This window comes from Actinoplanes sp. NPDC049598, assembly GCF_040675435.1.
Classification (GTDB): domain Bacteria; phylum Actinomycetota; class Actinomycetes; order Mycobacteriales; family Micromonosporaceae; genus Actinoplanes.
This window is the reverse complement of record NZ_JBFAOX010000003.1, coordinates 337538-362255: the sequence shown is the minus strand read 5'-3', so window position 1 is coordinate 362255 and position 24718 is coordinate 337538. Positions and strand designations below refer to the sequence as shown.

The 24718-nt window shown below is 71.6% G+C and carries 19 protein-coding genes; 6 read left to right on the top strand and 13 right to left on the bottom strand.

Translation table 11 applies throughout. The features are described from left to right. Nucleotides 1–20: 20 nt before the first annotated feature. Nucleotides 21–1043, top strand: a complete 1023-nt coding sequence (locus AB0J66_RS10370) for a helix-turn-helix domain-containing protein (RefSeq protein WP_364658203.1) — start codon at nt 21–23, stop codon at nt 1041–1043. Nucleotides 1044–1497: 454 nt separating this feature from the next. Here AB0J66_RS10370 and AB0J66_RS10365 read toward each other — a convergent pair whose 3' ends face one another. Genes AB0J66_RS10365 through AB0J66_RS10350 form a run of 4 tightly spaced genes read right to left on the bottom strand, consistent with a single transcriptional unit; the run spans nt 1498 to nt 4749 of the window. Then, nucleotides 1498–2478, bottom strand: a complete 981-nt coding sequence (locus AB0J66_RS10365) for a helix-turn-helix domain-containing protein (RefSeq protein ID WP_364658201.1) — start codon at nt 2476–2478, stop codon at nt 1498–1500. A 21-nt stretch (nt 2479–2499) separates the two neighbouring features. Beyond that, nucleotides 2500–3012, bottom strand: coding sequence for a hypothetical protein (locus AB0J66_RS10360; protein ID WP_364658199.1), 513 nt, complete (start codon nt 3010–3012; stop codon nt 2500–2502). 43 nt (nt 3013–3055) lie between these two features. Further along, entirely contained in the window at nt 3056–3838 is a 783-nt protein-coding gene (locus tag AB0J66_RS10355) for an SDR family oxidoreductase (protein ID WP_364658197.1), read from the bottom strand. Then, on the bottom strand, nt 3835–4749 hold the full coding sequence (locus tag AB0J66_RS10350) for an aldo/keto reductase (protein ID WP_364658194.1): 915 nt from the start codon (nt 4747–4749) through the stop codon (nt 3835–3837). The genes AB0J66_RS10355 and AB0J66_RS10350 overlap by 4 nt, the downstream gene beginning before the upstream one ends. Nucleotides 4750–4848: 99 nt before the next feature. On the opposite strand from AB0J66_RS10350, the gene AB0J66_RS10345 reads away from it, so the two are divergent. Both AB0J66_RS10345 and AB0J66_RS10340 read left to right on the top strand, forming a co-directional pair. After that, nucleotides 4849–5715, top strand: a complete 867-nt coding sequence (locus tag AB0J66_RS10345; protein ID WP_364658191.1) for a hypothetical protein — start codon at nt 4849–4851, stop codon at nt 5713–5715. A gap of 46 nt (nt 5716–5761) precedes the next feature. Further along, the gene (locus tag AB0J66_RS10340) at nt 5762–7006 is read left to right on the top strand and encodes a GAF domain-containing sensor histidine kinase (RefSeq protein WP_364658188.1); all 1245 of its coding nucleotides are present in this window, start codon (nt 5762–5764) and stop codon (nt 7004–7006) included. Nucleotides 7007–7008: 2 nt separating this feature from the next. Here the strand turns inward: AB0J66_RS10340 and AB0J66_RS10335 are convergent, their stop codons facing one another. The 6 genes from AB0J66_RS10335 to AB0J66_RS10310 form a co-directional block, all read right to left on the bottom strand. Next, on the bottom strand, nt 7009–8544 hold the full coding sequence (locus AB0J66_RS10335; protein ID WP_364658185.1) for a hypothetical protein: 1536 nt from the start codon (nt 8542–8544) through the stop codon (nt 7009–7011). Beyond that, nucleotides 8537–9382, bottom strand: a complete 846-nt coding sequence (locus tag AB0J66_RS10330) for a hypothetical protein (protein ID WP_364658183.1) — start codon at nt 9380–9382, stop codon at nt 8537–8539. Before AB0J66_RS10330 ends, AB0J66_RS10335 begins: the two co-directional genes overlap by 8 nt. A 4-nt stretch (nt 9383–9386) precedes the next feature. Continuing rightward, on the bottom strand, nt 9387–11645 hold the full coding sequence (locus tag AB0J66_RS10325) for a glycosyltransferase family 2 protein (protein WP_364658181.1): 2259 nt from the start codon (nt 11643–11645) through the stop codon (nt 9387–9389). 305 nt (nt 11646–11950) lie between these two features. After that, nucleotides 11951–14359: a bifunctional polysaccharide deacetylase/glycosyltransferase family 2 protein gene (locus tag AB0J66_RS10320; protein WP_364658688.1), complete on the bottom strand. Its 2409-nt coding sequence runs from the start codon at nt 14357–14359 to the stop codon at nt 11951–11953. 11 nt (nt 14360–14370) lie between these two features. After that, on the bottom strand, nt 14371–15399 hold the full coding sequence (locus AB0J66_RS10315; RefSeq protein ID WP_364658179.1) for a hypothetical protein: 1029 nt from the start codon (nt 15397–15399) through the stop codon (nt 14371–14373). 508 nt (nt 15400–15907) lie between these two features. After that, nucleotides 15908–17488, bottom strand: coding sequence for a phospholipid carrier-dependent glycosyltransferase (locus AB0J66_RS10310; RefSeq protein ID WP_364658177.1), 1581 nt, complete (start codon nt 17486–17488; stop codon nt 15908–15910). 76 nt (nt 17489–17564) lie between these two features. Here AB0J66_RS10310 and rsmI point away from each other — a divergent pair, with 76 nt between their 5' ends. Next, nucleotides 17565–18416 (top strand): 16S rRNA (cytidine(1402)-2'-O)-methyltransferase, encoded by an 852-nt coding sequence (gene rsmI / locus AB0J66_RS10305; RefSeq protein ID WP_364658175.1) that lies wholly within the window; start codon nt 17565–17567, stop codon nt 18414–18416. Here rsmI and AB0J66_RS10300 read toward each other — a convergent pair. Continuing rightward, complete coding sequence (locus AB0J66_RS10300) at nt 18410–20284, bottom strand: hypothetical protein (protein ID WP_364658173.1); 1875 nt, start codon at nt 20282–20284, stop codon at nt 18410–18412. The two genes, rsmI and AB0J66_RS10300, sit on opposite strands and share 7 nt — an antisense overlap. A 132-nt stretch (nt 20285–20416) precedes the next feature. On the opposite strand from AB0J66_RS10300, the gene metG reads away from it, so the two are divergent. Further along, the gene (gene metG / locus AB0J66_RS10295) at nt 20417–22213 is read left to right on the top strand and encodes a methionine--tRNA ligase (protein WP_364658170.1); all 1797 of its coding nucleotides are present in this window, start codon (nt 20417–20419) and stop codon (nt 22211–22213) included. 24 nt (nt 22214–22237) lie between these two features. Here the strand turns inward: metG and AB0J66_RS10290 are convergent, their stop codons facing one another. After that, the gene (locus tag AB0J66_RS10290; protein WP_364658169.1) at nt 22238–23272 is read right to left on the bottom strand and encodes a hypothetical protein; all 1035 of its coding nucleotides are present in this window, start codon (nt 23270–23272) and stop codon (nt 22238–22240) included. A gap of 70 nt (nt 23273–23342) precedes the next feature. Here AB0J66_RS10290 and AB0J66_RS10285 point away from each other — a divergent pair, with 70 nt between their 5' ends. After that, complete coding sequence (locus AB0J66_RS10285; protein WP_364658167.1) at nt 23343–24242, top strand: TatD family hydrolase; 900 nt, start codon at nt 23343–23345, stop codon at nt 24240–24242. Between the two features lie 40 nt (nt 24243–24282). Here the strand turns inward: AB0J66_RS10285 and AB0J66_RS10280 are convergent, their stop codons facing one another. Then, nucleotides 24283–24702: a hypothetical protein gene (locus tag AB0J66_RS10280; protein WP_364658165.1), complete on the bottom strand. Its 420-nt coding sequence runs from the start codon at nt 24700–24702 to the stop codon at nt 24283–24285. Nucleotides 24703–24718: the final 16 nt, after the last annotated feature.

Below are 24718 nucleotides of genomic sequence, written 5' to 3'. Positions count from 1 at the left end.
CTCACGGCGAGACTTTTCCCGTGACGTTCGCCGCGCTGATCCGCTCGCACCGCCGCGCCGCCCGCATGACCCTGCGGGACCTGGCCGACGCCTCCGGGGTGAGCGCCCGCGCGATCAGCGACATGGAACGAGGCCACAGCACGGTCCCGCAACGGCGCACATTGGACGCCCTGGCCGCCGCCCTGGCTCTCGACCCGTCGCAGCGTCACGCTCTGATCGACGCGGCGCGCTCGTCGCGCTCCCACCGGCCGTACGCTCCGCCGCGCGCCGTCCCCGACTTCACCGGCCGCGCCGCCGAGCTGGCCGTGCTGGTGTCCGCCGGCGCGCCGGTCCTGATTCACGGCCAGCCGGGTGTCGGCAAAACCGCCCTGGCCGTGCACGCCGCGTCGCTGGTGCCCGGCCCCGTCCACTTCCACGACCTGCGGAACCCGCTGCCGGCCGTCCCCGACGGCCAGCTGCTGATCCTGGACAACGCCAGCAGCGTGCACTCGCTCCCACCGCTGCCACCCCGGGTCTGGATCACGAGCCGGCGCGCCCTGTCCGGCCTGCCCGGCGTCACCCGGCTGCCTTTGCCGCCGCTCCCTCCAGCCGACTCGGTCACCCTGCTGACCGCGATCACCGGCACGCCCGACCCGGCTGCCGTCCAGGTCGCCGACTACTGCGCCCATCTGCCCCTGGCCCTGCGCATCGCCGGCAATCGAGTGGCCGGACGTCCCGGCTGGACGATGAGCCACCTCGCTCAGCGCCTGACCGACGAGACGCGCCGGCTGTCTGCGCTGACCGCCGGCGACCTCTCTCTGGAGGCGACGCTGGCCCAGGCCTTCGGCGCCCTCTCGCCGCGAGCCCGCGACCTGTGCCGGGCCGCCGCCCAGCTCCCCATTTTTGACGCCGTGGCCGCCGCCGAGCTGACCGGGTGGACGCTGCCCCGGGTGGCCGGAGCCATCGCCGAGCTGCTCGACCACAACTTGATCCACCCCGCGGCGAACCGCTACCGCCACTACGCCTTGATCCGCCTCTATGCCATGATCACCTCAGGTAGTTGATCATGTAACGCTGAGTGGAGCGCCTGAACCTGACCTACGAGCAGCTCAAGGAGATGGCCATCCGCCGCGACTTCACGTCGTGGGAGGCCAGGAAGCTTTGTCGAGGTTGGCGAGGTGCAGTCGCCCCTTTCCTGGCCGATCGCCTGAGGACAACTTCCGCCGACTTGAGCAGGACGAGACGGAGTTCCGGGAGCGCTTCTGGTTCAGGCAATGGGGTGAAACCGTCGACAACGTGTCCCGGTATGCGTACCTCGACGGCGAACTCGTACTCGCGTTCGCTTTCTGGCGAACGACGCACCCCGTCCCTGACGACCGGGGCCGGGTGTTCGTCGCCCGGATTCCGCCGGATGATTTTGTGGCTACCCTCGTTGCCGCAGCGGACCTGTTGGACGCGTAGCCCGCGCAATGGTTCATCGATCGCGGCTGAGCGCAGGCGACGAGGTTGCGGATGCGCTCAGGTGGTTGGGTCTGGGTTGGCGTGGCTGTGGCTGTGGCTGCGGCGCCACTGGCTTGGGGTCAGGCCGTAGCGGGACTTGAAGCGGCGCGTGAAATGGGTCGGGTCGCGGAAGCCCCAGCGGCGGGCCAGGGTGGCTATGGGCAGGTGGGCCAGGTCGGGCTGGGTGAGGGCGTGGTGGAGGTGGGCCAGGCGCTGGTCGATGATCCACTGTTCGAGGCTGAAGTTGGCGGCGGCGCAGAGTTTGTACAGGTGGCGTAGCGAGATGTGGTGGGCCGCGGCGACCGAGGCCGGGGTCAGGTCGGGGTCTCTCAGGTGGCGGCGGGTGTGGGCGCGGATGCGGGTCAGCAGGGTCTCGGCGTGGATCTCGCGGGTGTGGCGGGGGGAGCGGGCGGCCGAGGCGAGCAGGGCTCGGGCCAGGTCGATGCTGGCGGTGGCGACGGTGGGCCGGGCGGGGTCGGCGGTGATGGCGGCCGGGGTGCGGGCCAACTGGGCTATGTGGTCGGTGACCAAGGCGTAGAGCGGGCTGGCGGCCAGGTCGGCCAGGCCGCGGCGGACCACTTCCATGGGCAGGCCGAGCTGGTCGAAGGGGATCTGCAGGCAGCCGGCGGCGCCGTCGCCGGACCAGGAGAAGTCGTACGGGGCGGAGAGGTCGACGGCCATCAGGGTGCCGGGCGGGACGACGCGTTGCCGGCCGTGCTGGTCGATGCGGCCGTCGGCGCGGCGCTGGACGGAGAGGGCGATCACCGGCATGGCGTCCTGCCGGGCCAGTTTGGCCGTGCGCAGCAGGCGGATGCCCGATGAGCGGTGGGTGAAGATGTTGGCCGGGCCGAGGTCCCACACCTCGAGCCGCGCGTGGACGGGGCCGTCCGGGTTCTCGTGCAGGACGTGGCACGGCGCGGAGGCGTACAGCATGGCCGTGTGCAGAGCCTCGACCCGGTCGGCGGCCGGCAGGTCCTCGGTGTCGAGCACGTACCCCATGCCGCCAGTGTGGCGTGCCGGTCAGGCCGCGGGGGAGACGCCTTTCGGGCAGATGATCAGCAGGCAGGCGTCCACCCGGACATCGTCGATCACCGTGCCCGCGCCGGCGAACTCGACGCGGAACGACGGGCCCTTGGCCAGCACGTACGCCGCACGTCTGAGGTAGCCCATGGTCGCGGCCGTCCGGCCGGTGGTGTCGAACGACATGGCCTGGATGACCTTGTCGTTGACCCGCAGTTCGCCGGTCTTGACCGTGGGCGGCGCGGTGGGGTCGCCGGCCAGGTCCCAGGAGATGCGGTAGGTCAGCAGCGGCTCGGTGGCGAAGGTGGCCGCGACCGCGCCGTCGAGCCCGAGGTTCTGCCGGCCCTCGCTGACCTGCCAGTACGAGGTGCTGGCCACGTTGACGTCGCCCCGGGTGACCGTCCACGGGCCGAGTTGTGTGCCCGCGGCGTACCGGTAGTAGGCGCCGTCGACGGTCGGTTTCTCGAAGCCGTCGCCGAATGTCGGCGTCGCCGCGAGCAGAAGGGCGAGCAAAGTGTGCACGCTGACCCAACGGGCAAACCGGACAAAAGGTGCGCTACCAAGCCGTCCAGCCGCCGTCGACGACGACATTGGTTCCGGTGGTGAAGCTGGAATGCGGCGAGGCCAGATAGAGCACGGTGGTCGCGATCTCGGCCGGGTCGCCGACCCGGCCCAGGGGAGTCTGCTGGGCCAGGCGCTCCAGCAGCGCGGGGTCACCGCCCCCGCCCGGGAACGGGCCGGGAGTCACGCAGTTGACCCGGATGCCGGCCGGGCCGAGCTCGACCGCGGCATAGCGGGTGAGCTGCACCAGCCCCGCCTTGACGGCGCCGTAGTACGGCGGGTTGCCGGCCTCGGGCGAGGAGTAGAGCTGCGGCTTGGGGCTGACCAGCCCGTACATCGAGGCGACCGTGATCACTGAGGGCGAGCTGTCGGCCGCGGCCGCCGTCAACAGGTCGCGCGTGGCGTCGAGCAGCCGCTGGAAAGCGGAGAGGGCCAGGTCGGCCGCCTCCAGATAGTCGGCCGGCCGGGCCGAGCGCAGCGATCCGCCGCGGCCCACGTGGGCATTGTGGACGAGCACGTCGACGCGCCCACCCTCCTCGCGCAGCCGGGCCCCGAGCGCCGCCACGTCCTCGTCGGAGGTGACGTCGCAGCGTGCGGGCACGCAATCGCCGCCCAGCTCGGCCGCCAGCGCGTCGAGCCGGCCCTGTTCGCGGCCGACCAGCCAGGTCGTGGCGCCGGCACCGGCCAGGGCCGAGGCCATCACCTGGCCGAGGCGACCGGTCGCGCCGGTCACGACGGCCGTCCGTCCTTTGAGTCCGAACAGGTCGTCGAGGTTCATGCCGACCACCGGCTCGGGTCGAGCAGCTCCACCGGCATCTCGGGCAGCGCGCGCAGCACCTGCTCGCGCTCGGCCCCGGTCAGCGGCTTGCGGCCGGCCAGGTCGGCGTTGCGCCGCAGCTGGTCCTCGGTCTCGGCCCCGACGACCAGCGAGGTCACCCACGGCAGCGACAGCAGGTAGGCCAGGCACAGGTCGATGCGGCCCTCGCGGCCCAGCTCGGTGGCCAGGCCGTCCAGGATGGACACCACCGAATCCCGTTGCTCGTCGGGGTAGTGGGGCCAGGTCACGCCGCTTCCGGCGGCGAGAAGACCTTGGAGGTACGCGCTCCGTACCGTCACCACCAGCTCGGGGCGCTCGGCCAGCGCGGCCGTCAGGTCGCCGGCCAGCCAGCGACGGTCGAGGATGTTGCAGGGCAGCTGGACGTACCCGAGGTCGGGCAGCTCGAGGACCCGGCGCAGCTCGTCCGGCGACTGCACCGACACGCCGACCCGGTCCGCCTCGCCCGTCTCCAGGCAGCGCCGCAGGTCGGCCCAGGCGCCGGGGACGTCGGCCGCGCGGTGCAGCAGGATCGTCAGCGGCCCGGCGACACGCAGGGCTTCGCGGCTGACCGCGACGCTGTCCCGGACGGCGCCGCCCGGGGCGATCTTGGTGATCACCTTCAGGCCCAGGTCGCCCAGTGCCGCGCCGATCCGGCGCTCGCTGTCGCCGTACGCCCGGGCGGTGTCGAGGTGGGTGACGCCCAGCTCGCGGGCGGTGGCCAGCATGCGGGCGGTGGCGTCGTCGTCCGGCACGCCGGTGCGGTTGGCGATGCCGTACGCCCCGCCGAGTTGCGCGGTGCCGAGCACCAGCGCCGATTGGCGGTACGAGCCGCGCGCCCGGATCGGCACCACCGGCCCCGCGTGGTCATTCATCGGTTGCCCTTCGTCGCATATGGCGGTGCTAGGCTTCAGCCCCGACGCCGCAGGACCGACCGTATTAGATCGGTCGACGCTCGAAACAGCAGGGTGGACATGCACCACGCCAATTACTACTACGGCCACGCGCACGTGCTGGCCCGGTATGCCCAGCTCGACGACTGGATGCACCCTCCGCGCATGCAGGGCTACCTGCAGCACGGGTGGAACATCGGCGACGGCCTGGCCCCCGGTGTCCCGTTCGTCGAGGGCAGCCGGCTGCTCGTCTGGTCCGAGCAGGTGCGGCGCCGGGCGTGGTCGCAGGGCCGGCGGGACGTGGTGGCGGTCGGCTCGCCGTTCGCGTACCTCCTGGAGATGGACGAGACCCCGGTCGACGAGTCGAAGCGCGAGGGCACGATCTTCTACCCCTTCCACGGCTGGGAGGGGCAGGAGGTGATGGGTGACCACCAGCGCCTGATCGACGAGCTCAAGGCGCACGAGACCGGCCCCATGACCGCGTGCCTGTACTGGAACGAGCACAAGGTCCGCAAGATCCGCAAGCTGTACGAGGACGCCGGTTTCCGGGTCATCTGCCACGGCTACCGCGGTTTCTGGTGGCGTGACCACGACCGTGACTTCCTGGTCCGCCAGCTGGCCGAGCTGCGCCGCCACAAGCGCGTGGTCTCCAACCGCCTGTGCAGCGCCATCTGGTACGGCTTGCTGGCCGGCTGCCAGGGCGCGGTCTACGGCGACCCGATGGTCCTCGAGGGGGCCGACCCGACCTTCGGCGGCGAGCCGCGGCTGCGGCGCCAGTGGCCCGAGGTCTACGGCTACGACCCCGACCCGGTGGCCGCCCGCGAGATCGCCAAGATCGAGCTCGGGGCTGACATCCTGGCCACGCCGGAGGAGCTGCGCCTGCACCTGGGCTGGCCGGCCGCGACCGGGCCGCTCCGGTCGTGGAAAAAGTCCGAAACGGTGGGATAGCTACTTTCGGGTGGTACCTCTGAAGCAAGTCTTCGGAGGTGACGGCATGAAAGCTCCCCTGCCCGACAACGAGATCGACCGGCTCGCCGCGCTGTACGCGCTCGACATCCTGGACAGCGCGCCCGAGCAGGATTTCGACGACATCGTCGCGCTCGCCTCGAACGTCTGCGGCACGCCGATGTCGCTGGTCACCCTGGTCGACACCGACCGGCAGTGGTTCAAGGCGCGGGTGGGCACGGAGGCGCTGGAGACCGACCGGGACATCTCGTTCTGCTCGCACGCGATCCTCGGGCGTGACCTGCTCGTGGTGCCGGACGCCACCAAGGATCCCCGGTTCGCCGACAACCCGACGGTGACCGGCGACGACGGCATCAAGTTCTACGCCGGGGCGCCGCTGATCACCACCGACGGATTCGCCCTGGGCACGCTCTGCGTGATCGACCACCAGCCGCGCGAGCTCGACGTCGAGCAGCGGCAGGCCCTGCGGGCGCTGGCCCGGCAGGTCACCTCGCAGATGGAGCTGCGCCGGCACGCGATCGCGCTGGCCAACACCACGGCCCGGCTCCAGGAGCTGGAGCGCCGCAAGGACGACCTGGCCGGTCTGGTCGGCGGCGACCTGCGGGCCCCGCTGCGGCTGATGTCGGAATACCTCGGCAAGCTCGGCAAGACGGGCTACCACGACGCCGAGATGGGCGATCTGGTCGCCCACGCGGTGTCGGGGCACATCCGCGGCTTCCTGGAACTGCTGCACCACCTGACCACGATGGCCGACGCCGGGTTCGGCCGCGAGAGCCTGCACATGCGGCAGATCGATCTGACCCGGGTCACCCAGCGGGCGGTCGAGGCCGTACGCCCGATCGCCGCCACCAAGCAGATCTGGATCCTCAACCAGGCCGGCGGCCCGGCCATGCCGATCATCGCGGATCCGGTGCGGCTCGAGCAGGTGCTGACGCATCTGCTGTTCGCGGCGGTGAAGTACACGCCGGCCGGCGGGCGGGTCCGGGTCGGCACCGAGATCGAGTCCGGGCCGACCGTGCGCCTGGACGACATGGACATGCCCGACGGCCTGCGGCCCGACCTGTTCCCGCACCTGTATTACGGCGCGATCGCCAACCCGTCGACGGTGCCCGGCCCGGACCGGGGGCTGGCCGTGGCCAAGAAGATCCTGGACGCGCACCACGCGACCGTGGCCCTGTCGGACCGGCCCGGCGACGGCACCTCGCTGCACGTGGTGTTCCCGTTCGCCGACCCGGCCCCCATCGACATGCTCGAAGACCTGATCGCGGTCTAGGGTCAGCCCTTCAGCTTCTTCTTCACCGCGCGGGCGAACTGCTTCGGGTGGCGGATCTTCGCGACCTTGCGGGCCGTGTCGTGCAGCTTGAGCACCGGCGAGTTGCGGTACTGCCGCAGCTCGTCGCGGAGTTTGCGCAGCTGGGCCTCGCGGGTCTTGAGGCTCTGGTCGCGGAAGCGCAGCGTCCGCTCGAGGCCGAAGACCTTGCCGGCCAGCTCCTTGATCCGTTTCTGGTCCTCGTCGGCGTCGGCCAGCGCGGTGGCCACGTCCGGCACCTCGGCCGCCGGCGGAGCGAACCCGTCGGCCAGCTCCCGGCCGCGGGCCAGCAGCTCCGGCGTGGCCTCGATGCCCGACATGCCCAGCCAGGTGGTGACCAGGTCGTCGCTGTCGACCATCCACGGCGGCCACGGGTGGCGGCGGTGCGCGGCGACGAGGCGGTCCCGGAACCGGAACCAGGAGGCGGCGATCAGCTCCTCACGGCTCGCGCCCTCCGGGGCCTCGGTGAGGCCCCGGGCGAAGCCGTCGGCGGCCGGGTAGAGGTCGTCCAGCGGGAAGCCGTCGACCCGGGCCGCGTAGGCCCGGAAACCGGGCACGTCCTCGGCGGCGGCCAGCCGGAACAGCTCGGTCTCGGCCGAGACCGTGTCGGGCACGACGCGGTCGCCGACCGTCCAGCCGGCGTCGGTGAGGTCGAGGCTGTGGGTGGCCGTGTACGCCGTGTGGGTGGCGCCGGCCGGGCCGAGCACGGCCAGCCAGCCGGGCGCGACCGCGCCGAGCAGGCCGGCCCGGGCCGCGGCGTCGGCCCCGGTGGTGATCGGGGCGACCAGCGGGGTGTGCGCGGCCGTGGCGGCCAGGCCCTCCAGGGCCAGGCGGGCGCCGGGCCGGCCGGGGCGGGTGCTTGCGGCGGCGGCCGCGTCGAGCAGCGTGTGGGTTTCGCCGGCGGCGTCGTACGACGCGTACAGGCGGGCCCCGGGCAGGGCCGCCAGCACCTGGTCGGGCGAGGTGGGCCGCTCCGGGTCGTCGTGCAGCGGGCGCCACTCGTCGTCGCCGTGACGGGCGTCGACCGGGCGCCGGTCGTAGAGCCCGGCCAGGCCGAACTCGTTCTCGACACCGATCAGCACCACCGCGCCGGGCCCGGCCAGCGCGTGGATCAGGTCGGCCCGCTGCGGCCAGTTCAGGGCCGGGGAGTCGTAGCCGAGCACCCGGTCGAGGCCGTCGGCCGCCACCACCAGGTCGTACGGGCCGTTGGCGAGGCCGTCCAGCGCGCCCGCGATCACGGTGACCTCAGCCCCGGGGAACGCCGCGCGCAGGTCGGTGGCGTCGCTGACCGAGCGGATGAGCACGGTGACGTGCTCGCTGCGGGCGGCCACCAGCGTGATCAACTCGTGGCTGTGCGGGCCGGCGACCAGCGCGCGCGACGCCTTCGCGGGCAGCGCATCGGTCAGGAAGGCCAGCAGTGCGTCGCCCCCGGCGGGCTTGCGGTAGCCGGTGTAGTCGGTCCAGGGCTGGATCTCGCCGCGGACGACCTCGATGTCAGTCATGGTGGTTCCAATCGAAGAGAGACCGCATCTCGGCGGGCGACATCATCCAGGCCTTGCCGAGCTCGTCGTCGGTGATCGCGCGGGCGGTGGCGAGATCGATGTCCTTGCCCAGCATGTCGGGCCAGAGCCGGGCGATGCGGGACTGGCCGCCGAACAGCGGGTTGTCACCCTCGAGGGCCATCGCGTCGCCGTAGACGGCCGGCTCGCACCCGGCCGCGACCCCGTAGAAGATCGCGGTGGCGAGCCGGTTGGAGGCCACCCGCTTGAACCGGCGGAACGCGGCCAGCTGCTTGTAGAGGAACTGACGGTCGGTGCCCTCGTAGTTCCAGCCGCGCTTGCCGAAGCAGATCACCTCGAAGCCGGCCTCCTCGTACGCCCGGCGCACGTCGGCCCGCTCGTACTCGGTGTAGTAGAGACTGATCGTGACCGGCTCGGTCTCGGTCTCCTTGATCTCACTGATCAGGCGGGCGTGGTCGCCCTCGATCTTGGCGCCCAGGCCGCCCGGCGCGTCCCAGCCGTGGAAGAGGAACCAGAGCGTGCCCTCGCGCTCCTCCTCCTTGACCTTCCCGAGATCGGGCTCGAGGTCCATGAGGTAGAGGAACGGCGCGCCCGTGACCGCGTAGTTGCGGCGGCTCAGCGCGTGCCCGCGCCGGCGCGGGGCGTCGCTCCAGACGAACCGCCAGGCGCCGTCGAAGAACTCGTGCACCGGGTTCCAGCCGCAGCCCACGTTCCAGCCGTGCTGCAGATAGCCGGGAATGCGCGGCGGGAACTCGTCGTCGAGCCCGCAGTGCCGGGCCAGAATGTGCGTCAACCCGTAGTAGTGGTTGTGGTGATGCATGGGATCAGTCCATCTCCAGGTGCAAAATGCCACTGCGGGCCCGCAGGACCAGCTTGCCCAGCCGGCGGGGGAGCCGGCTCACCAGGAAGCTGTCGGCCTGCACGGCGTACGGCGTGCCGTCCTCCGGCGAGGCGAACAGGGCCCAGTTGAGATCCTCCCCGTCGGCCAGGTCGTCCAGTCTCGTCGATGCCGTCCACCGGTCGTCGTCGAGGGTGATCTGGACCGGCGCGTCGATGCCGTCGTCGGAGTTCGGCAGGAAGCGGCGCCAGGTGATCCGGCTGTAGTCGGTGCCGGGCCAGCGCGGGCCGGAGACGGACAGCCAGGTGGCGTCCGGGACGGCCACGACGTCGTCCGCGCTGACCATGGCCGGGCCCTCGATCAGGTTGAGGTACATGCCCGGGGAGCGGCTCACCGTGATCACCCGGCCGTCCCGCTGGGCCAGCACGCCCCGGTCGAGGCCGGTGATCGACATCATGAACTGGTGCTTGCCGTCGTGCATGCGCGGCACCAGGACCGTACGCCGCAGGAACGGGTCGTCCGGCTCGGTCGCGCCGATCAGGTCACCCAGCGGCACGCGCGCGGTGAAGTCGTCCATCGCGTCGCGCGGGATGCGCTGGATGGGCACGTTGATGGCGCCCACCGAGTGGCTCAGCCGCAGCTCCGGCGCCTGCAGCCGGGACGCCAACCGGCCGCTGAGGACGAGCTCGTCGCCGTCGACCTCGGCCTTGGACAGCTCGACCGTGTTGCGCCGGAACTCCAGGAAGACCCGTCCGTCGCCGCCGTTGAGCGGCTGCACCCAGACGTCGCCGACCCAGTCGCCGACCGGGTACTGCAGGCCGCCGGCGGCCAGCACGCCGCGCCGCTTGAGGCCGTGCGAGCGGACCTCCACGCTCACGTGGGCCTTCTTGACCGAGCCGGCGAGCGAGGCCAGCAGCGTCCGCGGGATGCGGGTGACGAAGCCGACCGGCCGGTCCTCGCCGTGCGTGTCGTGCTCGACCAGCCGCTCGACCGAAAGCTCCTGCGAGTGCTTGCCCCAGACGAGGGCGACCCGGATCTCCGACCTCGCCGTGGTCGGCAGGTGGGCGATCTCGGCCGTGCCGTGCAGCACCAGCGCGTCGTCGGTCCAGGAGAGGTCGCGCACCGCCGTGCGGACGTCGAGCTCGGTCCGGGGCAGCGTGTAGATCGAGGCCGAGACCTTGGAGCCGTCGCGCAGGCCGGGGTACTGGCCCTCGTAGCGCCAGGGCATCCTCGGGTGCCGCCGAGCACGGACTCCCCCGCGGAGTCCGCCGTCGGCCCGGAAGCGGGCGAGGCTCTGGAGCAGCTCGGCGTCGCCGGACTGCAGCGCCTCGTACTCCAGGCGGGCGAAGGTCGAGGACGCGGCCATCACGGCCGGGTCGAGCCGTTTGCTCAGCCGCTTGCCCAGCGCCAGCAGCGGGGTCACCTCGTGATCGGCCGCCGAGTCGAACGACTGGACGATGGTGGTCAGGTCGACCTGGGCCAGGTGCCGGTGCACCTCGCCGCGCAGCTCGGGGGCGCGCTTGTCGACCAGGTCGAGCACCATCTCGGCCGAGACGACACGGTCCTCGATGTTGGCGAACTGGAACTTGAGCTGGGTGATCGACTCGCCCGACTCGCGCTCGCGCCAGTAGTAGACCGGGACGGCGAGGCAGTCGACGGTCACCGCGTCCAGGTGGGCGCGCAGGGTGACCGGATAGTCCTCGTACCGGATGGCCGGGAACTGGTACTTGAACTGGTCCCAGAAGCTGCGGCGGTAGACCTTGTTCCACACCATGCGGTCGACGGCCAGGCCGGGGTGGTCGAAGACGTGGGTGGCCTTGCGCGGCGAGCTGTAGCCGAGCCGGTGGACGTACGACTGGCGGACGCCGTAGGTGTTGTTGAACCGGCGCGCGTTGCCGCCGGCCAGCGACGAGGAGGTCTCGTCGAGGCTGCGCACCATCATCTCGTACGCGTAGCGGGGGATCAGGTCGTCGCTGTCGACGAAGGTCAGGTACTCGCCCTGGGCGTGCTTGACGCCGGTGTTGCGGGCCGGGCCGAGGCCCTGGTTCTCCTGGGTGACGATGCGGAACCGGGGGTCGGCCGCGCAGTGCGCGCGGGCGATCTCGGCGCTCCCGTCCGGGGAGCCGTCGTCGACGAGGATGACCTCGAAGTCAGTGAAGGTTTGCCGGGAGAGCGAGTCCAGGCAGTCGCCGATGTAGCGCTCGACGTTGTAGAACGGGACGACGATGCTCAGCCGTGGGGTCACCTCGCTTCCTCACCGGGAGCTGACACTGACGGTGAGCGATGGAGCAGCAGCATGACACCAGTTCCTGCGAGGAGCGCGGGGGACTTGGCGATGCTGCCTGGCCCAGGAAGACGAAACCAGACCCTGAAGATGAACTTCAGATGAACTTGTCAGGTACGGAGCATGAAGTGAGGCGTACATATCCCCAAACATCCGATAATCCTAGTTTGTGAATCCCTGATCTTCCCCGTCCGATTCAACCTTCCTGTGAACACATCGGCCCGCGCCCCGCTCGGCTGCAGTTCGAGCGGGGCACGGGCCGACGATCACCCGGTACGCACCGGGCCCGAGCCGCCACCCGGGGGCGAGCCGGCTGACGGAAGATCGCGGGGGTCGAGCTCGGCAGTGCGGGCCGGCTGCGTCGGAACCACCGGCCGGGCCACCGCGCGGCCCGACGCCGGGTGGTCGTCGCGGCCCTGACCGAGCGTGGAGGGCCAGGTGTCCACGACCGGGGCGACGTCGCGCCCGGCCGGCCCCGACACCGCGTCGGCCCGGGCCCCGAGCCCGGCCCGGTGCAGCTTGTGCCAGCGCAGCCGGCCGCCGGTCAGCGCGGTCGTCGCCGACTGCATCAGCACCAGGTACATCAGCTGGCGGTAGGCGAACTGCTGCAGCGGCAGACGCCACAGCGGCTTGAGCGACTCCTTGTCGAAGCGGAACGCCACCGCCGCCGTGAACAGCTGCAGGGCCAGCATGCCGAGCCAGGCCACCACGGTCTCCTCGAGCTCCCAGAAGACCAGGCCGTAGACGAGCATGATGTCGACGACGGGGGCCAGCATCGGCAGCGCCACCCCGAACAGCGCCAGGAACGGCAGCCCGACCCGGCCGAAGCGGCCCGACGGGCCCTTGTCCCACAGCGCCTGGCGGTGCTTCCACATCGCCTGCATGGTCCCGTAGCTCCAGCGGTACCGCTGCCGGTAGAGCTGCTCCAGCGTGGCCGGGGCCTCGGTCCAGGCCCGCGCCTTCTCGGCGTAGACGACCTTCCAGCCCGCCCGCAGCAGCGCGATCGTGACGTCGGTGTCCTCGGCCAGCGTCTCGTCGCTGACCCCGCCGACCTGGGCCAGCGCCTCCCGGCGGAACGCGCCGATCGCCCCCGGCACGGTCGGCATGCAGCCCAGGACCTCGTACAGCCGCCGGTCCAGATTGAAGCCGATCACGTACTCGATGTGCTGCCAGGCCGCGACCATCCGCTCCCGGTTGCCGACCTTCACGTTGCCGGCGATCGCGCCCACCCGAGGGTCGGCGAACGGCTGCACCAGCTCGCGGATCGAGTCCGGCTCGAAGATCGTGTCGCCGTCGACGGTCACGATGAGGTCGTGCTTGGCCAGCGCCACCCCGGTGTTCAGGGCGTTCGACTTGCCGCCGTTGGGCACCCGCACCACCCGGACGTTGGGCAGCCGCATCTGCTCCACCAGCGCCGCCGTGCCGTCGGTGGAGCCGTCGTCGACGACCACCACCTCGATGGCCGGGTAGTCGCCGCCGGCCAGCGAGCGGACGGCGGCCTCGATGCCCTCCTTCTCGTTGTAGGCGGGCACGATCACCGACACCGGCTCGACCACCGGATCGCCCCAGCTCCAGCCGCGCTTGCGGCGCTGCCGGGCGTGCCGGGTGGCCAGGAGCAACAACAGGGCCGTACGCCCGATGGTCAGCGACCCGACCACCAGGAACAGGCCGGCGATGACCCAGACGAGCCCGTCCGCGAGACGAACCGTCCAGATCACGGCCGTGCCCCGCCACACGTCACTGCCGGCCGCCTCCGGGTTCTCGGCCAGCAGCGGCACGGGCGCGGCCTTGTTGGCGGCCGCCTTGTTGCTGGCCGCGATGGTCCCGTTCAGGCCCTCGGTGACCGTGGTGAAGCGGTAGCCGCGGGCCTGCATCGCCGGGATGTAGCGCTCGAGCGCCTGCAGGGTCTGCGCCCGATCGCCGCCGGCGTCGTGGAACAGCACGACCGCCGAGGCGCCGCCGGCCGGCGTCGCGTTCTTGATGATCTGGGGGACGCCCGGCCGCTGCCAATCCTCGCTGTCGAGGTCGTTGACGACCACCAGGTAGCCCTGCCGGCCGGCGTCCTTGATCAGTTTCCAGTTGGTCTCGTCGATCGCCGCGGTCTTCGACGAGTACGGGAAGCGGGCCAGGTTCGTGTGCACGCCGGTGGCGCGGGCGATCGCGACCTGCGTCTGCGACAGCTCCAGGGTGCGCCGCCAGGGTGCGATCAGCTGCAGGTTGGGGTGGGTGAACGTGTGCAGGCCGAGCTCGTTGCCCTCGTCGGTGATCCGCTTGGTCAGGTCCGGCTGCCGGGAGACCTCGGAGCCGACCACGAAGAACGTGCCGTGCGCGTCGTGCTTCTTGAGCACGTCGAGGACCTTGGGCGTCCAGGTCGGGTCGGGGCCGTCGTCGAAGGTCAGCGCGATGGTCTTGGCCGGCATCCGGCTGGTGCTCTCCTGCCCGCCGGTGGTGTTGATGACCGGCCCGCCGCCCAGGATCTCCGGGGGCACGCCGGCCTGATCGCCGACCTCCGACTCGGCGTGGTCGCTCTTGAACTCGGCGTTCACGTACGCCTGCACGATGAGCACCGCGACGAAGACACCGAGCAGCAGCGTGCCGAGCAGAACGCGCGGCGCGGGCAGCAGGCGGCGGCGGACGGGGCCGCGGCCGCGGGTGCGCGCCCGGCGGGTGGGCATGGGGGGAGGGGTCACGGAAGCACCTTGGAAGTGGGGTCGTCGGTGGGTGGCTCGGGAGCGGGCGGCTTGGTGGTGGCGCCGGATCCGCTGCCGCTGCCGCTGCCGGAGCCGCCGGAGCCGGAGTTCGAGCCGTTCGTGGTCGAGCTCGGGACGTCGACCACGGTGCCGCCTCCGCTGCCACCACCGGTGCCGCCGCTCGTGCTGCCCGTGCCCGATCCGCCGCCGCTGTTTGAGCTGCCGCTGCCGGTGCTGCCGCCGCTGTTTGAGCTGCCGCTGCCGGTGCTGCCGCCGCTGCTCGAGCCTCCGCCGCTTGTGCTGCCGCCGCCTGTGCCGCCGCTGCTTGCGCCGCCGCCCGTGCCGCCGCTGGTAGTGCCTGTGCCGGTGCCGCCGCCGGTGCCGCCGGAGCCGGTGCCGCCGCCGCTGGTGGTGCCGGTACCGGTCCCTGTGCCGCCGGCCGTGCCGCCCGGGGCGGCCGGCTTGGTCGGGGTGCTCGGCGGGGTGCTGACCGGCGTGCTCGGCGGGGTGCTGGGCGGCGTGGTGACCACGCCCGACTCGAGCGGCCGGGAGGTGGTCGGCTTCGGGGCCGGCTTGGTGGTGGGTTTGGTGCTCGGCTTGGGCGTGGCCGACGGCGCCTTCGACGACGGCGTCACCTGGGCCGACTCGAGCCGCGGGGCCGGGCGGCGCTCGGGCGTCCGGCGGGCCTCGGCCACGAAGACGGCGGTCGTCTTGGTCACCGGGGTCGGCGTCGGGCTGGGCGCCGGCGGGGCCGGGGGCGGGGGCGCTTGTTTCTTCTCGGGTTCGAGCCCGGGTAGGGGCAGCACCGCGCTGGAGCGGACCGGACCGCCGGCCAGGCTGACGCTGATCAGGCCGCCGTACAGCATGACCAGCGCGCCGAAGGCGTAGGCGAGCCGCCGCAAGAACCGGCTGCGGCGCCCGGTGCTGTCCACGAACACCGGTGCGGGCGGCGCCACGGAGATCACCTCGGTCTCGAGGCTTTCGGCAGTGGCGAATTGCGGGTTTTCTGGCTCGTGCGAAGTCACGCGGCGAGCTTAAAAATATTTATGGCGATCTTGAGAGCCCTCACTCGGGAGGGTGACGGATGATCGCCGAAAGGAATCAACCGAAATGATGAGGGTCAACGTTTGACCAGATGGGCCCTGGTATGTGCCGCTCAAAAAGACAACGCTGTGAGCAGCGGTGCAGGGGGCAATGGATCGAGGTTACGCGAATTTGGACAACCGTTAGCTGTCGCTTTGCCGACAGTGAAAGAGGCTAAAAGCTGAAGCCTATTCACGAGGCGATATGCCGGACTAAATGAGAATAAAATAGTTTGTCCGTTTTGTGCAAACGGCTTGATCGAAATTTGAAAGTTCGCGGCGCGAGCCGTTGTGCCCGACATCGGAGGTCGTTAAGCTTCTTGGTGCGCGCCCCTATCGCCCGCTTCCCCCGTGGCAGGCGATCGGGGCGCGCCCTTTTCTTCCCCGGTGCTTGAGGCAGCTCGCGCCGGCAGGGTCGAGCACCACCGGCGCGATCCAGATCCGACGACCACTAGATCCAGCGGCCGCCCAACCACATTCGTTGTGACCAGCTGTCGTACGGGATCACGTGCCCGACGAAGATCGGGTAGAAGTAGGCGAAGCAGAGCGCCACCACCACGACGTACGCCGTGACCACGATGGTGCCGATCAGCTGTCTGTCCGAGCGGCCGGAGCCGGCGGCCACGCCTTCCCTGGGCGTCATGATCGCGCCGAGCACGTAGACGACGGCCAGGATCAGGAACGGCAGCGCGGGCAGGACGTAGAACGAGAACATCGTCCGGCCGTCCTTGATGGCGTAGTAGAACCACGGCAGGATGCCGGCCGTCGCGCCGGTGAGGATGGCCCAGGCCCGCCAGTCGCGGCGGGCCAGACCGAACCAGATGAGGGCGGCCAGCGCGGGCAGGAACGACCACCACAGGATCGGCGTGCCCAGCAGCAGGATCTCGCGGGCGCAGCTCGGCGCCCCGCAGTTGCCGCCGTTGTTCCAGTAGAAGGCGACCGGCCGGCCCAGCAGCAGCCACTGCCACGGCCACGATTGATAGACATGCCGCTCGGTCAGGCCACTGTGGAACTTGTAGGCCTCCGAGTGGTAGTGCCACAGGTTCATCAGCGCGCCGAGGATCGGTGGCTCGCTGAGCCCGTTCGCCTGCCGGTAGTGCCGGAAGTAGCCGTCGTCGGTGACGAACCAGCCGGTCCAGGTGGCCAGGTAGATCCCGAAGCTGATGACCAGGCTCAGCAGCAGCCAGCCGAGGTCGCCGATGATGCCGGCCAGGAACGGGCCGTGGATGCCGGCCGAGCGGCGGGCCTGCACCCGCCAGACGATCACCAGCACGGCGAAGAACGGCGCGAAGGCCAGGGCGCTCCACTTGACGCCGCAGGCCAGGCCGAAGGTGACCCCGGAGACCAGCAGCCACCCGGGCACGATGCGGGGCACCGTCGCCGTCTTCTCCGGGTCGTAGCCGTTCTCCAGCGCCCGCAGCAGGCTTCGCCGGTAATGGTCCCGGTCGAGCACCATCGCGGCGAAGGTCATCAGGACGAACAGGCCGAGGAAGATGTCGAGCAGCGACGTCCGCGACAGCACCAACTGGAAGCCGTCCAGCGTCATCAGCAACCCGGCCAGGCCGGCCAGCAGGACCGAGTGGAACAGCCGGTACGTGACCCGGATCAGCACCAGGATCATCAGCGTGCCTGCGACGGCCGGCATGAAGCGCCAGCCGAGCTCGTGGTTGCCGAAGATCCACTCGCCGATGGAGATCAGCCACTTGCCCAGGGGTGGATGCACCACGTACGCCGGGCCGTTGGTCTTCTCGTCCCACTCGACGCCGTGCTGCAGCATGTCCCAGGCGTCGGTCGGGTAGTACACCTCGTCGAAGATGTACCCCTTAGGGCTGCTGACCCCGACGAGACGCAGGATCGCGGCCATCGCCACGATCACCCCGGTGACGATCCACGAGTGTGGATCGAGCCAGCTGTCGAGGGTGGCCAACCGCCGCCGGACCACCTCGGGAACCGCGCGCACGCCGCCGGGCTCCGGGGCCTGAACGGGCGGTTCCGGGGTGAGTTCTTTCTCCGCTGTCGCCGCCGTAGTCACCCCGCGATCGTAGAAGGTACGTCTAAGAGGCGACGTGCGCCGTCGCCGCGTCGCGTCATGTGATGAACTTTCCGGCGTGTCTGCTGCAGAGAACGCTTCCGGCCGGGTGGTGCTGCTCGGCGCGCCGCTGGGCAACGTCGGCGACGCCTCCACCCGGCTGCGTGAGGTCCTGGCCACGGCGGACGTGATCGCCGCCGAGGACACCCGCCGCCTGGCCCGGCTCACCCGCGATCTCGGCGTGACGGTCACCGGGCGTGTCGTCTCCTACTTCGAGGGCAACGACTTCAGGCGTACGCCCGAACTCGTCGAGGCCTTGGCCGGCGGCGCGGTCGTGGCCGTGGTGACCGACGGCGGCATGCCGAGCGTCTCCGACCCCGGTTTCCGCCTCGTCCGGGCCGCCCTCGACGCCGGCTACCCGGTCACCGCCGCCCCCGGCCCGAGCGCGGTGACGACCGCCCTGGCCCTCTCCGGCCTGCCCAGCGACCGTTTCGTCTTCGAGGGATTCCTGCCCCGTACGGGTTCGCATCGGCGCTCCCGCCTGCGCGAGCTGGCCACCGAACCGCGCACGCTGGTCCTGTTCGAGGCGCCGCACCGCATCGCGGGGACCCTGACCGACCTCGCCGCGATCTTCGGCGCCGAGCGGCCGGCCGCCATCTGCCGGGAGCTGACCAAGACGTACGAGGAGATCCGCCGCAAGCCGCTGGGCGAGCTGGCCGCCGATGCCGCCACCGAGGAGTTCCGGGGCGAGATCACCCTGGTCGTGGGCGGGGCCCCGGCCGGGCCGGCCGAGCGCCCGGCCGACGACGACCTGCGGGCCGCGGTGGCCGAGCGCGAGGCCGCGGGCGCGTCCCGCCGCGACGCGATCCAGGCCGTGGCCGACGAGTACGGCGTCAAGAAGCGCGAGGTGTACGCGCTCGTCCATCAGTAGGCGGCGGCCAGGAACCCGGCGAGCAGCGCGAGCGGGCCGGCCAGGCTGAGCAGGATCGCGCCCCGGCGCGCCTTGGCCGACGGCAGCTGCCGGGCCCGGGTCACCCCGGCGATCGCGTACCCGCAGAGCAGCACCAGCACGAAGCCGAGCAGCCAGCGCAGCTGCAGCAGCGCCCCGGTCCCGCCCAGATAGGCCTGCTGGCTGTCCGGGCTGACCATCTTGGCCGGCGTGACCGCGCCCGGCTGCCGGCCGGTGCCCTCGACCCCGAGCAACGTCACCCGGGCGATCGTGTAGCTGCCGTCCTCGGCCGTGAACTGGCCGGCGCAGCGCTGGGTGACGCCGGTGCCGGTGCAGACGGTGGTGGTCGCGTTCCCCTGGTCGCCGTGACCGACGGCCAGCCAGAACGGCTCGGCGCTGACCCAGGCGAAGAACGCCGCGACCAGGCCCAGCGCGACCAGCGAGACCTGGGCCGAAAGAGGTAGGCCGGCGGAGGGGCGGCTGTGCCGCGGCTTGCCGGGCGTGCGGCGCGGCGCCTCCGGGCGGACCTCGACGGTGTCCTCGACCCGGTCCTGCCAGAACGGGGAGTTCTCCAGGCGCTCCAGGCGGGCGTCGGTGGCCGGCGACCCGGTCGGCGGTGGCAGCGGCTCGGCCGGCGACGGCAGCGGCTCGGCCGGGCGGGCGTGCGCGCCACCCTGCCGCGGCCGGCGCGCCGACGGGGGCCGGGCCGGGGGCGGGGCGGCGCCGGGCTCCAGCGGCACGGTGGGCCGGTTCCGGGCGCTCGGCTCGGGCAGAACCATCACGTCCTCATCCGCCGGCGGCGGCGTCACGGTGCCCGCGGGCGGCCCGTCTGCCCTGACCCGCGGGGATCCCGCCTCCGCAGCGGCAGTCGTCTCAGCGCTCGTCTCCGCCACCCCGGCCGTCTCGGCAGCCGCGGCATTTGTGGCGTTTTCAGCTGCGCTGGGGGTACCGGCCGGCGAGGCGGTGGCACCGGCGGTGCTGGGGGTCGCGGCAGGCCCGGCGGTCGCTGCCGTGCCGGCGGTCCCAGCCGTCGCGGCGGCGCTGGGCGTCGTGGCGGGTCTGGCGGTCGCTGCGGTGCCGGTGGTCCCAGCCGTCGCGGCGGCGCTGGGCGTCGTGGCGGGTCTGGCGGTCGCTGCGGTGCCGGTGGTCCCAGCCGTCGTGGCGGTGTCGGGGGGTGCGGCCGCTTCGGCGGTCCCTGCTGCCGCGGCGATGCCGGAGGCTCCGGCGGTCGGGGAGTCAGCGGCGGTAGTGGCCGGGGGCTGGGGTGTGGTGACGGGGGTGGTGGGCACCGGGGTGACCGCGGCTGTCGGGGGCTCGGGGGCGATGGTCGGCGAGGCGTCGGCCGCCACCGTGGCGGCCGTTCGGCGGGGGGTGTGGCCGGCGGTGGGGCGCAGGGGGTCGTAGCGGTGCGGGTCCGGGCGGTCGTGGTCGCGCTCGGCGGCGATGAACTCGGCCACGGCCCCGGTCGGGGGCGCCACCGACGCGATGACGCCCTCGACCGGCTCGGCCGGCGGGGTGAGGGCGGCGGCGTCGGCCGGGGCGGTGAGGTCGGCGGCCGGGCGTGGAGGTGCGGTGGGGTCGAGGGCGCCGGCGACGTCCTGGGCGGCTGCGGCGTGGGCCTGGGCGGCCTCGCCGGCGTACTGCTTGGTGGCCGGGGGCTGGAGCACACCCGTACCGCCGGGGGTCTGTTGATCTTGATTGGCGGCCGCAGGCCGGCGGCGGGGGTGACGGGGGCGGCCCGAGGGTGGGTCCGTCTCGCCGCGCCACCAGGCCGCGTCGGGATCGGCGAACGACCACGGGTCGGACTCGCTGCGAGGCGTTTCCCCTGGCTGTGGCGTGTCTCCGATCATCTTTCCATTGGACTACGACGGCACCCGATGACCAGGTTAGAAATCGGGCGTGTCGTAATAAATGCGGATCTCGCTCAAGGCGGAGGCGATCCCGTCGCGGTGTCACGGGGTAGCTCACTACGCTTGTACCTCATGAGTCACGTTCTCGCCGCGGTTGCCTGGCCCTATGCCAACGGCCCGCGCCACATCGGTCATGTGTCCGGCTTTGGAGTGCCCTCCGACGTCTTCAGCCGGTACATGCGGATGGCCGGCCACGACGTGCTCATGGTCTCCGGCACGGACGAGCACGGCACGCCGATCCAGGTGCAGGCCGACGCCGACGGGGTGACCCCGCGCGAGCTCGCCGACCGGTACAACCGCGTCATCGTCGAGGACCTGCACGGCCTCGGCCTGTCCTACGACCTGTTCACCCGCACCACCACGCGCAACCACTACGCCGTGGTGCAGGAGCTGTTCGGCGCGCTGCACCGCAACGGCTACATCGTCGCCCGCACCACGCTGGGCGCGAAATCGCCCTCCACCGGCCGCACCCTGCCCGACCGCTACATCGAGGGCACCTGCCCGATCTGCGGCTACGAGAGCGCCCGCGGCGACCAGTGCGACAACTGCGGCAACCAGCTCGACCCCGAGCAGCTCATCAACCCCAAGTCGAAAATCAACGGCGAGACCCCGGAGTTCGTCGAGACCGAGCACTTCTTCCTCGACCTGCCCGCCTTCGCCGAGGCCATCGGCAACTGGCTCGACCAGCGGGAGAACTGGCGCCCCAACGTCCTGAAATTCTCCCGCAACCTGCTCGACGACCTCCAGCCCCGGGCCATCACCCGCGACCTGGAGTGGGGCGTGCCGATCCCGCTCGACGGCTGGCGCGACCGCAACGACAAGCGCATCTACGTCTGGTTCGACGCGGTCATCGGCTACCTGTCGGCCTCGATCGAGTGGGCCCGCCGCTCCGGCGACCCCGACGCCTGGCGCAAGTGGTGGTCGGCCGACGGTCTCGGCAAGGACGCGCTGGCCTACTACTTCATGGGCAAGGACAACATCGTCTTCCACTCGGTGATCTGGCCGGCGCTGCTGCTCGGCTACTCCGGTGAGGGCGACAAGGGCGGCGAGCCGGGCGAACTGGGCCGGCTCAACCTGCCGACCGAGGTGGTCTCCAGCGAGTACCTGACGATGGAGGGCAAGAAGTTCTCCTCGTCGCGCCGGGTCGTCATCTACGTGCGCGACTTCCTGGAGCGCTACGACGCCGACGCCCTGCGCTACTTCATCGCCGCCGCCGGCCCGGAGTCCAACGACACCGACTTCACCTGGGCCGAGTTCGTCCGCCGCAACAACGACGAGCTCGTGGCCGGCTGGGGCAACCTGGTCAACCGCTCGATCTCGATGGCGGCCAAGAACTTCGGCGCCATCCCCGAGGCCGGCGAGCTCACCGCCGAGGACGAGGCGCTGCTGGCGGTGGCCAAGGCCGGCTTCGGCACGGTCGGCGAGCTGATCGGCAAGCACCGGCAGAAGGCGGCCATCGGCGAGGCGATGAAGGTGGTCGCCGAGGCCAACAAGTACCTCTCCGAGCAGGCCCCGTGGAAGCTGAAATCCGAGGAGGACAAGCCCCGCCAGGCCACCATCCTGCACGTGGCGCTCCAGGTGGTCAGCGACGCCAACACGATCCTGACCCCGTTCCTGCCGCACTCCGCGCAGAAGGTCTTCGAGCTGCTCGGCGGCGAGGGCGTGCACGCCCCGATGCCCCGCATCGACGAGGTCGAGGACCTCGACGGCGGCCCGTCGTACCCGGTGCTGCAGGGCGACTACACGGTCGGCGCCAAGTGGGAGTCGGTCCCGCTCGTCGCGGGCACGCCGCTCGCCGCCCCGAAGCCGGTCTTCAAGAAGCTCGAGCCGTCAGTCGTCGAAGAAGAGCTCGAGCGCCTGGGCAGTTGAGTCGACATCCCCTATCGGCTCTGATCAGAGCCGATAGGGGATGTCGGCGATGTGGTGGTCCCTGAGCTCGGCGACGGGGGCCCAGGACTCGTAGACGCCGCGCTCGTAGCAGCGGGCGCCGGTGTTGCTCAGCGCGTCGGCGTCCGGGCGGACCAGGCGCAGCCGGGCCCAGGCGTCGTCGCGCTGCAGCACCCAGCAGGGCGCGCCCCGCCACAGGGCCTGCTCGGCGCGGCGGCTCAGCGTGGACACCGGGTACCGCGCGGCCCGGGTCAGGGCCCGGACACGGAACTCCTCCGGCGGATCGGCTACCGCCTCGTACTCCCGGTCCTTGATCGTCCCGATCAGCTTGGCCGAGCCGGGCGTCGTGCAGGGCACGTACTCCCGGTCCGGGCTGACGCCGGGCAGATCGTCGAGCAGACCCCGCCAGCGCGGGCCGGCCAGCCGCAGCCAGCCGTGCTGCTCCGGCTGATACGTGTAGAGCAGGACCTCCTCACCACCGGGCACGTACGCGATGATCTGCGCGTTGGCCGGCATCGGCAGATCGGCGAACCCGGCGGTGACGTACTCCGGGATCAGCTCCTCGTTGCTCGGGGTGAAACCGGTGCCGAGCACCATCGCGCCGACCCGCGAATGGGCCGGCAGCAAGGACAGACCCGGCTGGTACGGGTCGGTGGGCACCTCGTAGTCGACCGGGTCGGTGGCCCGCCAGCGCAGCGCGAACGTCACCTCGCCGTCAGCCGTGCCGTCCGTCCGCAGCAGCGCCAGATCGCGCGGGTCGCGCAGGTGCGCGATGTCGCAGGCGCGGTAACAGAACCCGTACGGCAGCCAGCCCCCCAGATGCCCGGAGACCTGAGCCGGTGAAAGCACCTTGACCATCCGGGTGCCGCGGTGAATCGCCGCCGTGGCCCGGATCTGGCGCAGAAGGGGATCGTCGCGGTGGTCGGCGGACTGGCTCATCCGCAGAACCTGCTGCCAGCCGAGGTCTCGGCGCAGAGGGGCGGACAGGGGCGGCTCGAGCGGATCAGAGCCGATCACACTGCCCTCGCCGGTCACAGTCACGGCCAGTGAAGCTAAGCGACAGCGGTGGCCACCAGGTGAACAAACAGTGTCGGGCGCGTCCAAGTGCAGAATGTCTCACATGTCAACGTCACCGTCAGAATCCCGTCGGAAGAAGGCCGCGCGGCGGGCCGGCGAGTTCCCCGGGGCTCCCGAGCCGCTCGCCGTGCCGGTCTTCGACAGCCACACCCACCTGGACATCACCATCCAGGAGGCCGGCGTGCCCGGCGACCCGACCGGCGACCCGGTCGACGCGCTGATCACGGCCGCGGCCAAGGTCGGCGTGGACCGCATCGTGCAGGTCGGCGTGGACGAGGCATCCTCACGGTGGGGCGCCTCGCTGGCCGCGCGCCACCCCTCCGTGCTGGCCGCAGTGGCGCTGCACCCGAACGACGCCCCCCTGCTGACCGACCTGGACGAGTCGCTGCGGGTCATCGAGGCACTGGCCGCCGAGCCCCGGGTGCGGGGCATCGGAGAGACGGGCCTGGACACCTTCCGTACGGGTGAGGAAGGCCGCGAGGCGCAGGAGAAGAGCTTCCGGGCCCACATCGCGATCGCCAAGCGGTACGGAAAACCGCTGATCATCCACGACCGGGACGCCCACGCCGAGGTGCTTCGCGTGCTCGACTCCGAAGGCGCCCCGGAGACGGTCGTCATGCACTGCTTCTCCGGCGACGCCGAATTCGCGGCCGAGTGCGTGCGGCGAGGGTTCCATCTGAGCTTCGCGGGGACGGTGACCTTCGCCAGCGCCGGCAACCTGCGCGAGGCGGCTGCGCTGACCCCGCCTTCGCAGATCATGGTGGAGACGGACGCGCCGTATCTGACACCGGTGCCGTACCGCGGCCGCCCCAACGCGTCGTTTCTGATCCCGCTGACCGTGCGGGCCCTGGCCGCGACCCGCGGCGACGACGTGGACGAGCTGAGCGCAGCCATCTCCGCCAACGGCGACCGCGTCTTCGGCCCCTGGAACTAGGCGTTATCCACAACCGCGGCGGAGTTATCCACAGCCGCGCTCAGAGGACGCGGGCTGGGGCGCCGAGTTCGAGGCCGAGGCGCTCGATCGTTTCGGCGAAGCTGCGGGGGGCCGAGTTGAGGGGGCCGCGGGAGACGAAGCGGACGGCCCAGCCGTGGCCGGCGGCGATGTTGAAGATGCGGAAGCGGACCAGGCTGCCCTGCTCGTATGGCTCGACCGAGTGGACGCCGCGGTACCACCAGGCGCCTTCGAGGGTGACCGAGCGGGCGGCGCGGTCGACGGTCACGCTGACCTTGCCGCCCTCCTGAACCACCTCGAACTGGTCGCCGACGTCCGTCTCCTCGATCGTGCCGGTGACGGCGATCGGGGAGCGGCCGCCGGGGCGTACGTCGAGCAGGACGGCGGCGACCGCCTCAGGGGGCGCCTCGACCACCCCGCGTAACGTCAGCAACTCGCTCATGGCTCGTTTGTACCCC

Excerpts from the sequence above, each read along its gene's own strand:
- AB0J66_RS10355 (WP_364658197.1), bottom strand. The coding sequence starts at position 3,838 with ATGAACCTCGACGACCTGTTCGGACTCAAAGGACGGACGGCCGTCGTG.
- AB0J66_RS10335 (WP_364658185.1), bottom strand. The coding sequence starts at position 8,544 with ATGACTGACATCGAGGTCGTCCGCGGCGAGATCCAGCCCTGGACCGAC.
- AB0J66_RS10285 (WP_364658167.1), top strand. The coding sequence starts at position 23,343 with ATGTCTCACATGTCAACGTCACCGTCAGAATCCCGTCGGAAGAAGGCC.
- AB0J66_RS10320 (WP_364658688.1), bottom strand. The coding sequence starts at position 14,359 with ATGCCCACCCGCCGGGCGCGCACCCGCGGCCGCGGCCCCGTCCGCCGC.
- AB0J66_RS10340 (WP_364658188.1), top strand. The coding sequence starts at position 5,762 with ATGAAAGCTCCCCTGCCCGACAACGAGATCGACCGGCTCGCCGCGCTG.
- AB0J66_RS10365 (WP_364658201.1), bottom strand. The coding sequence starts at position 2,478 with ATGGGGTACGTGCTCGACACCGAGGACCTGCCGGCCGCCGACCGGGTC.
- AB0J66_RS10280 (WP_364658165.1), bottom strand. The coding sequence starts at position 24,702 with ATGAGCGAGTTGCTGACGTTACGCGGGGTGGTCGAGGCGCCCCCTGAG.
- AB0J66_RS10345 (WP_364658191.1), top strand. The coding sequence starts at position 4,849 with ATGCACCACGCCAATTACTACTACGGCCACGCGCACGTGCTGGCCCGG.
- AB0J66_RS10350 (WP_364658194.1), bottom strand. The coding sequence starts at position 4,749 with ATGAATGACCACGCGGGGCCGGTGGTGCCGATCCGGGCGCGCGGCTCG.
- metG (WP_364658170.1), top strand. The coding sequence starts at position 20,417 with ATGAGTCACGTTCTCGCCGCGGTTGCCTGGCCCTATGCCAACGGCCCG.
- AB0J66_RS10330 (WP_364658183.1), bottom strand. The coding sequence starts at position 9,382 with ATGCATCACCACAACCACTACTACGGGTTGACGCACATTCTGGCCCGG.
- AB0J66_RS10300 (WP_364658173.1), bottom strand. The coding sequence starts at position 20,284 with ATGATCGGAGACACGCCACAGCCAGGGGAAACGCCTCGCAGCGAGTCC.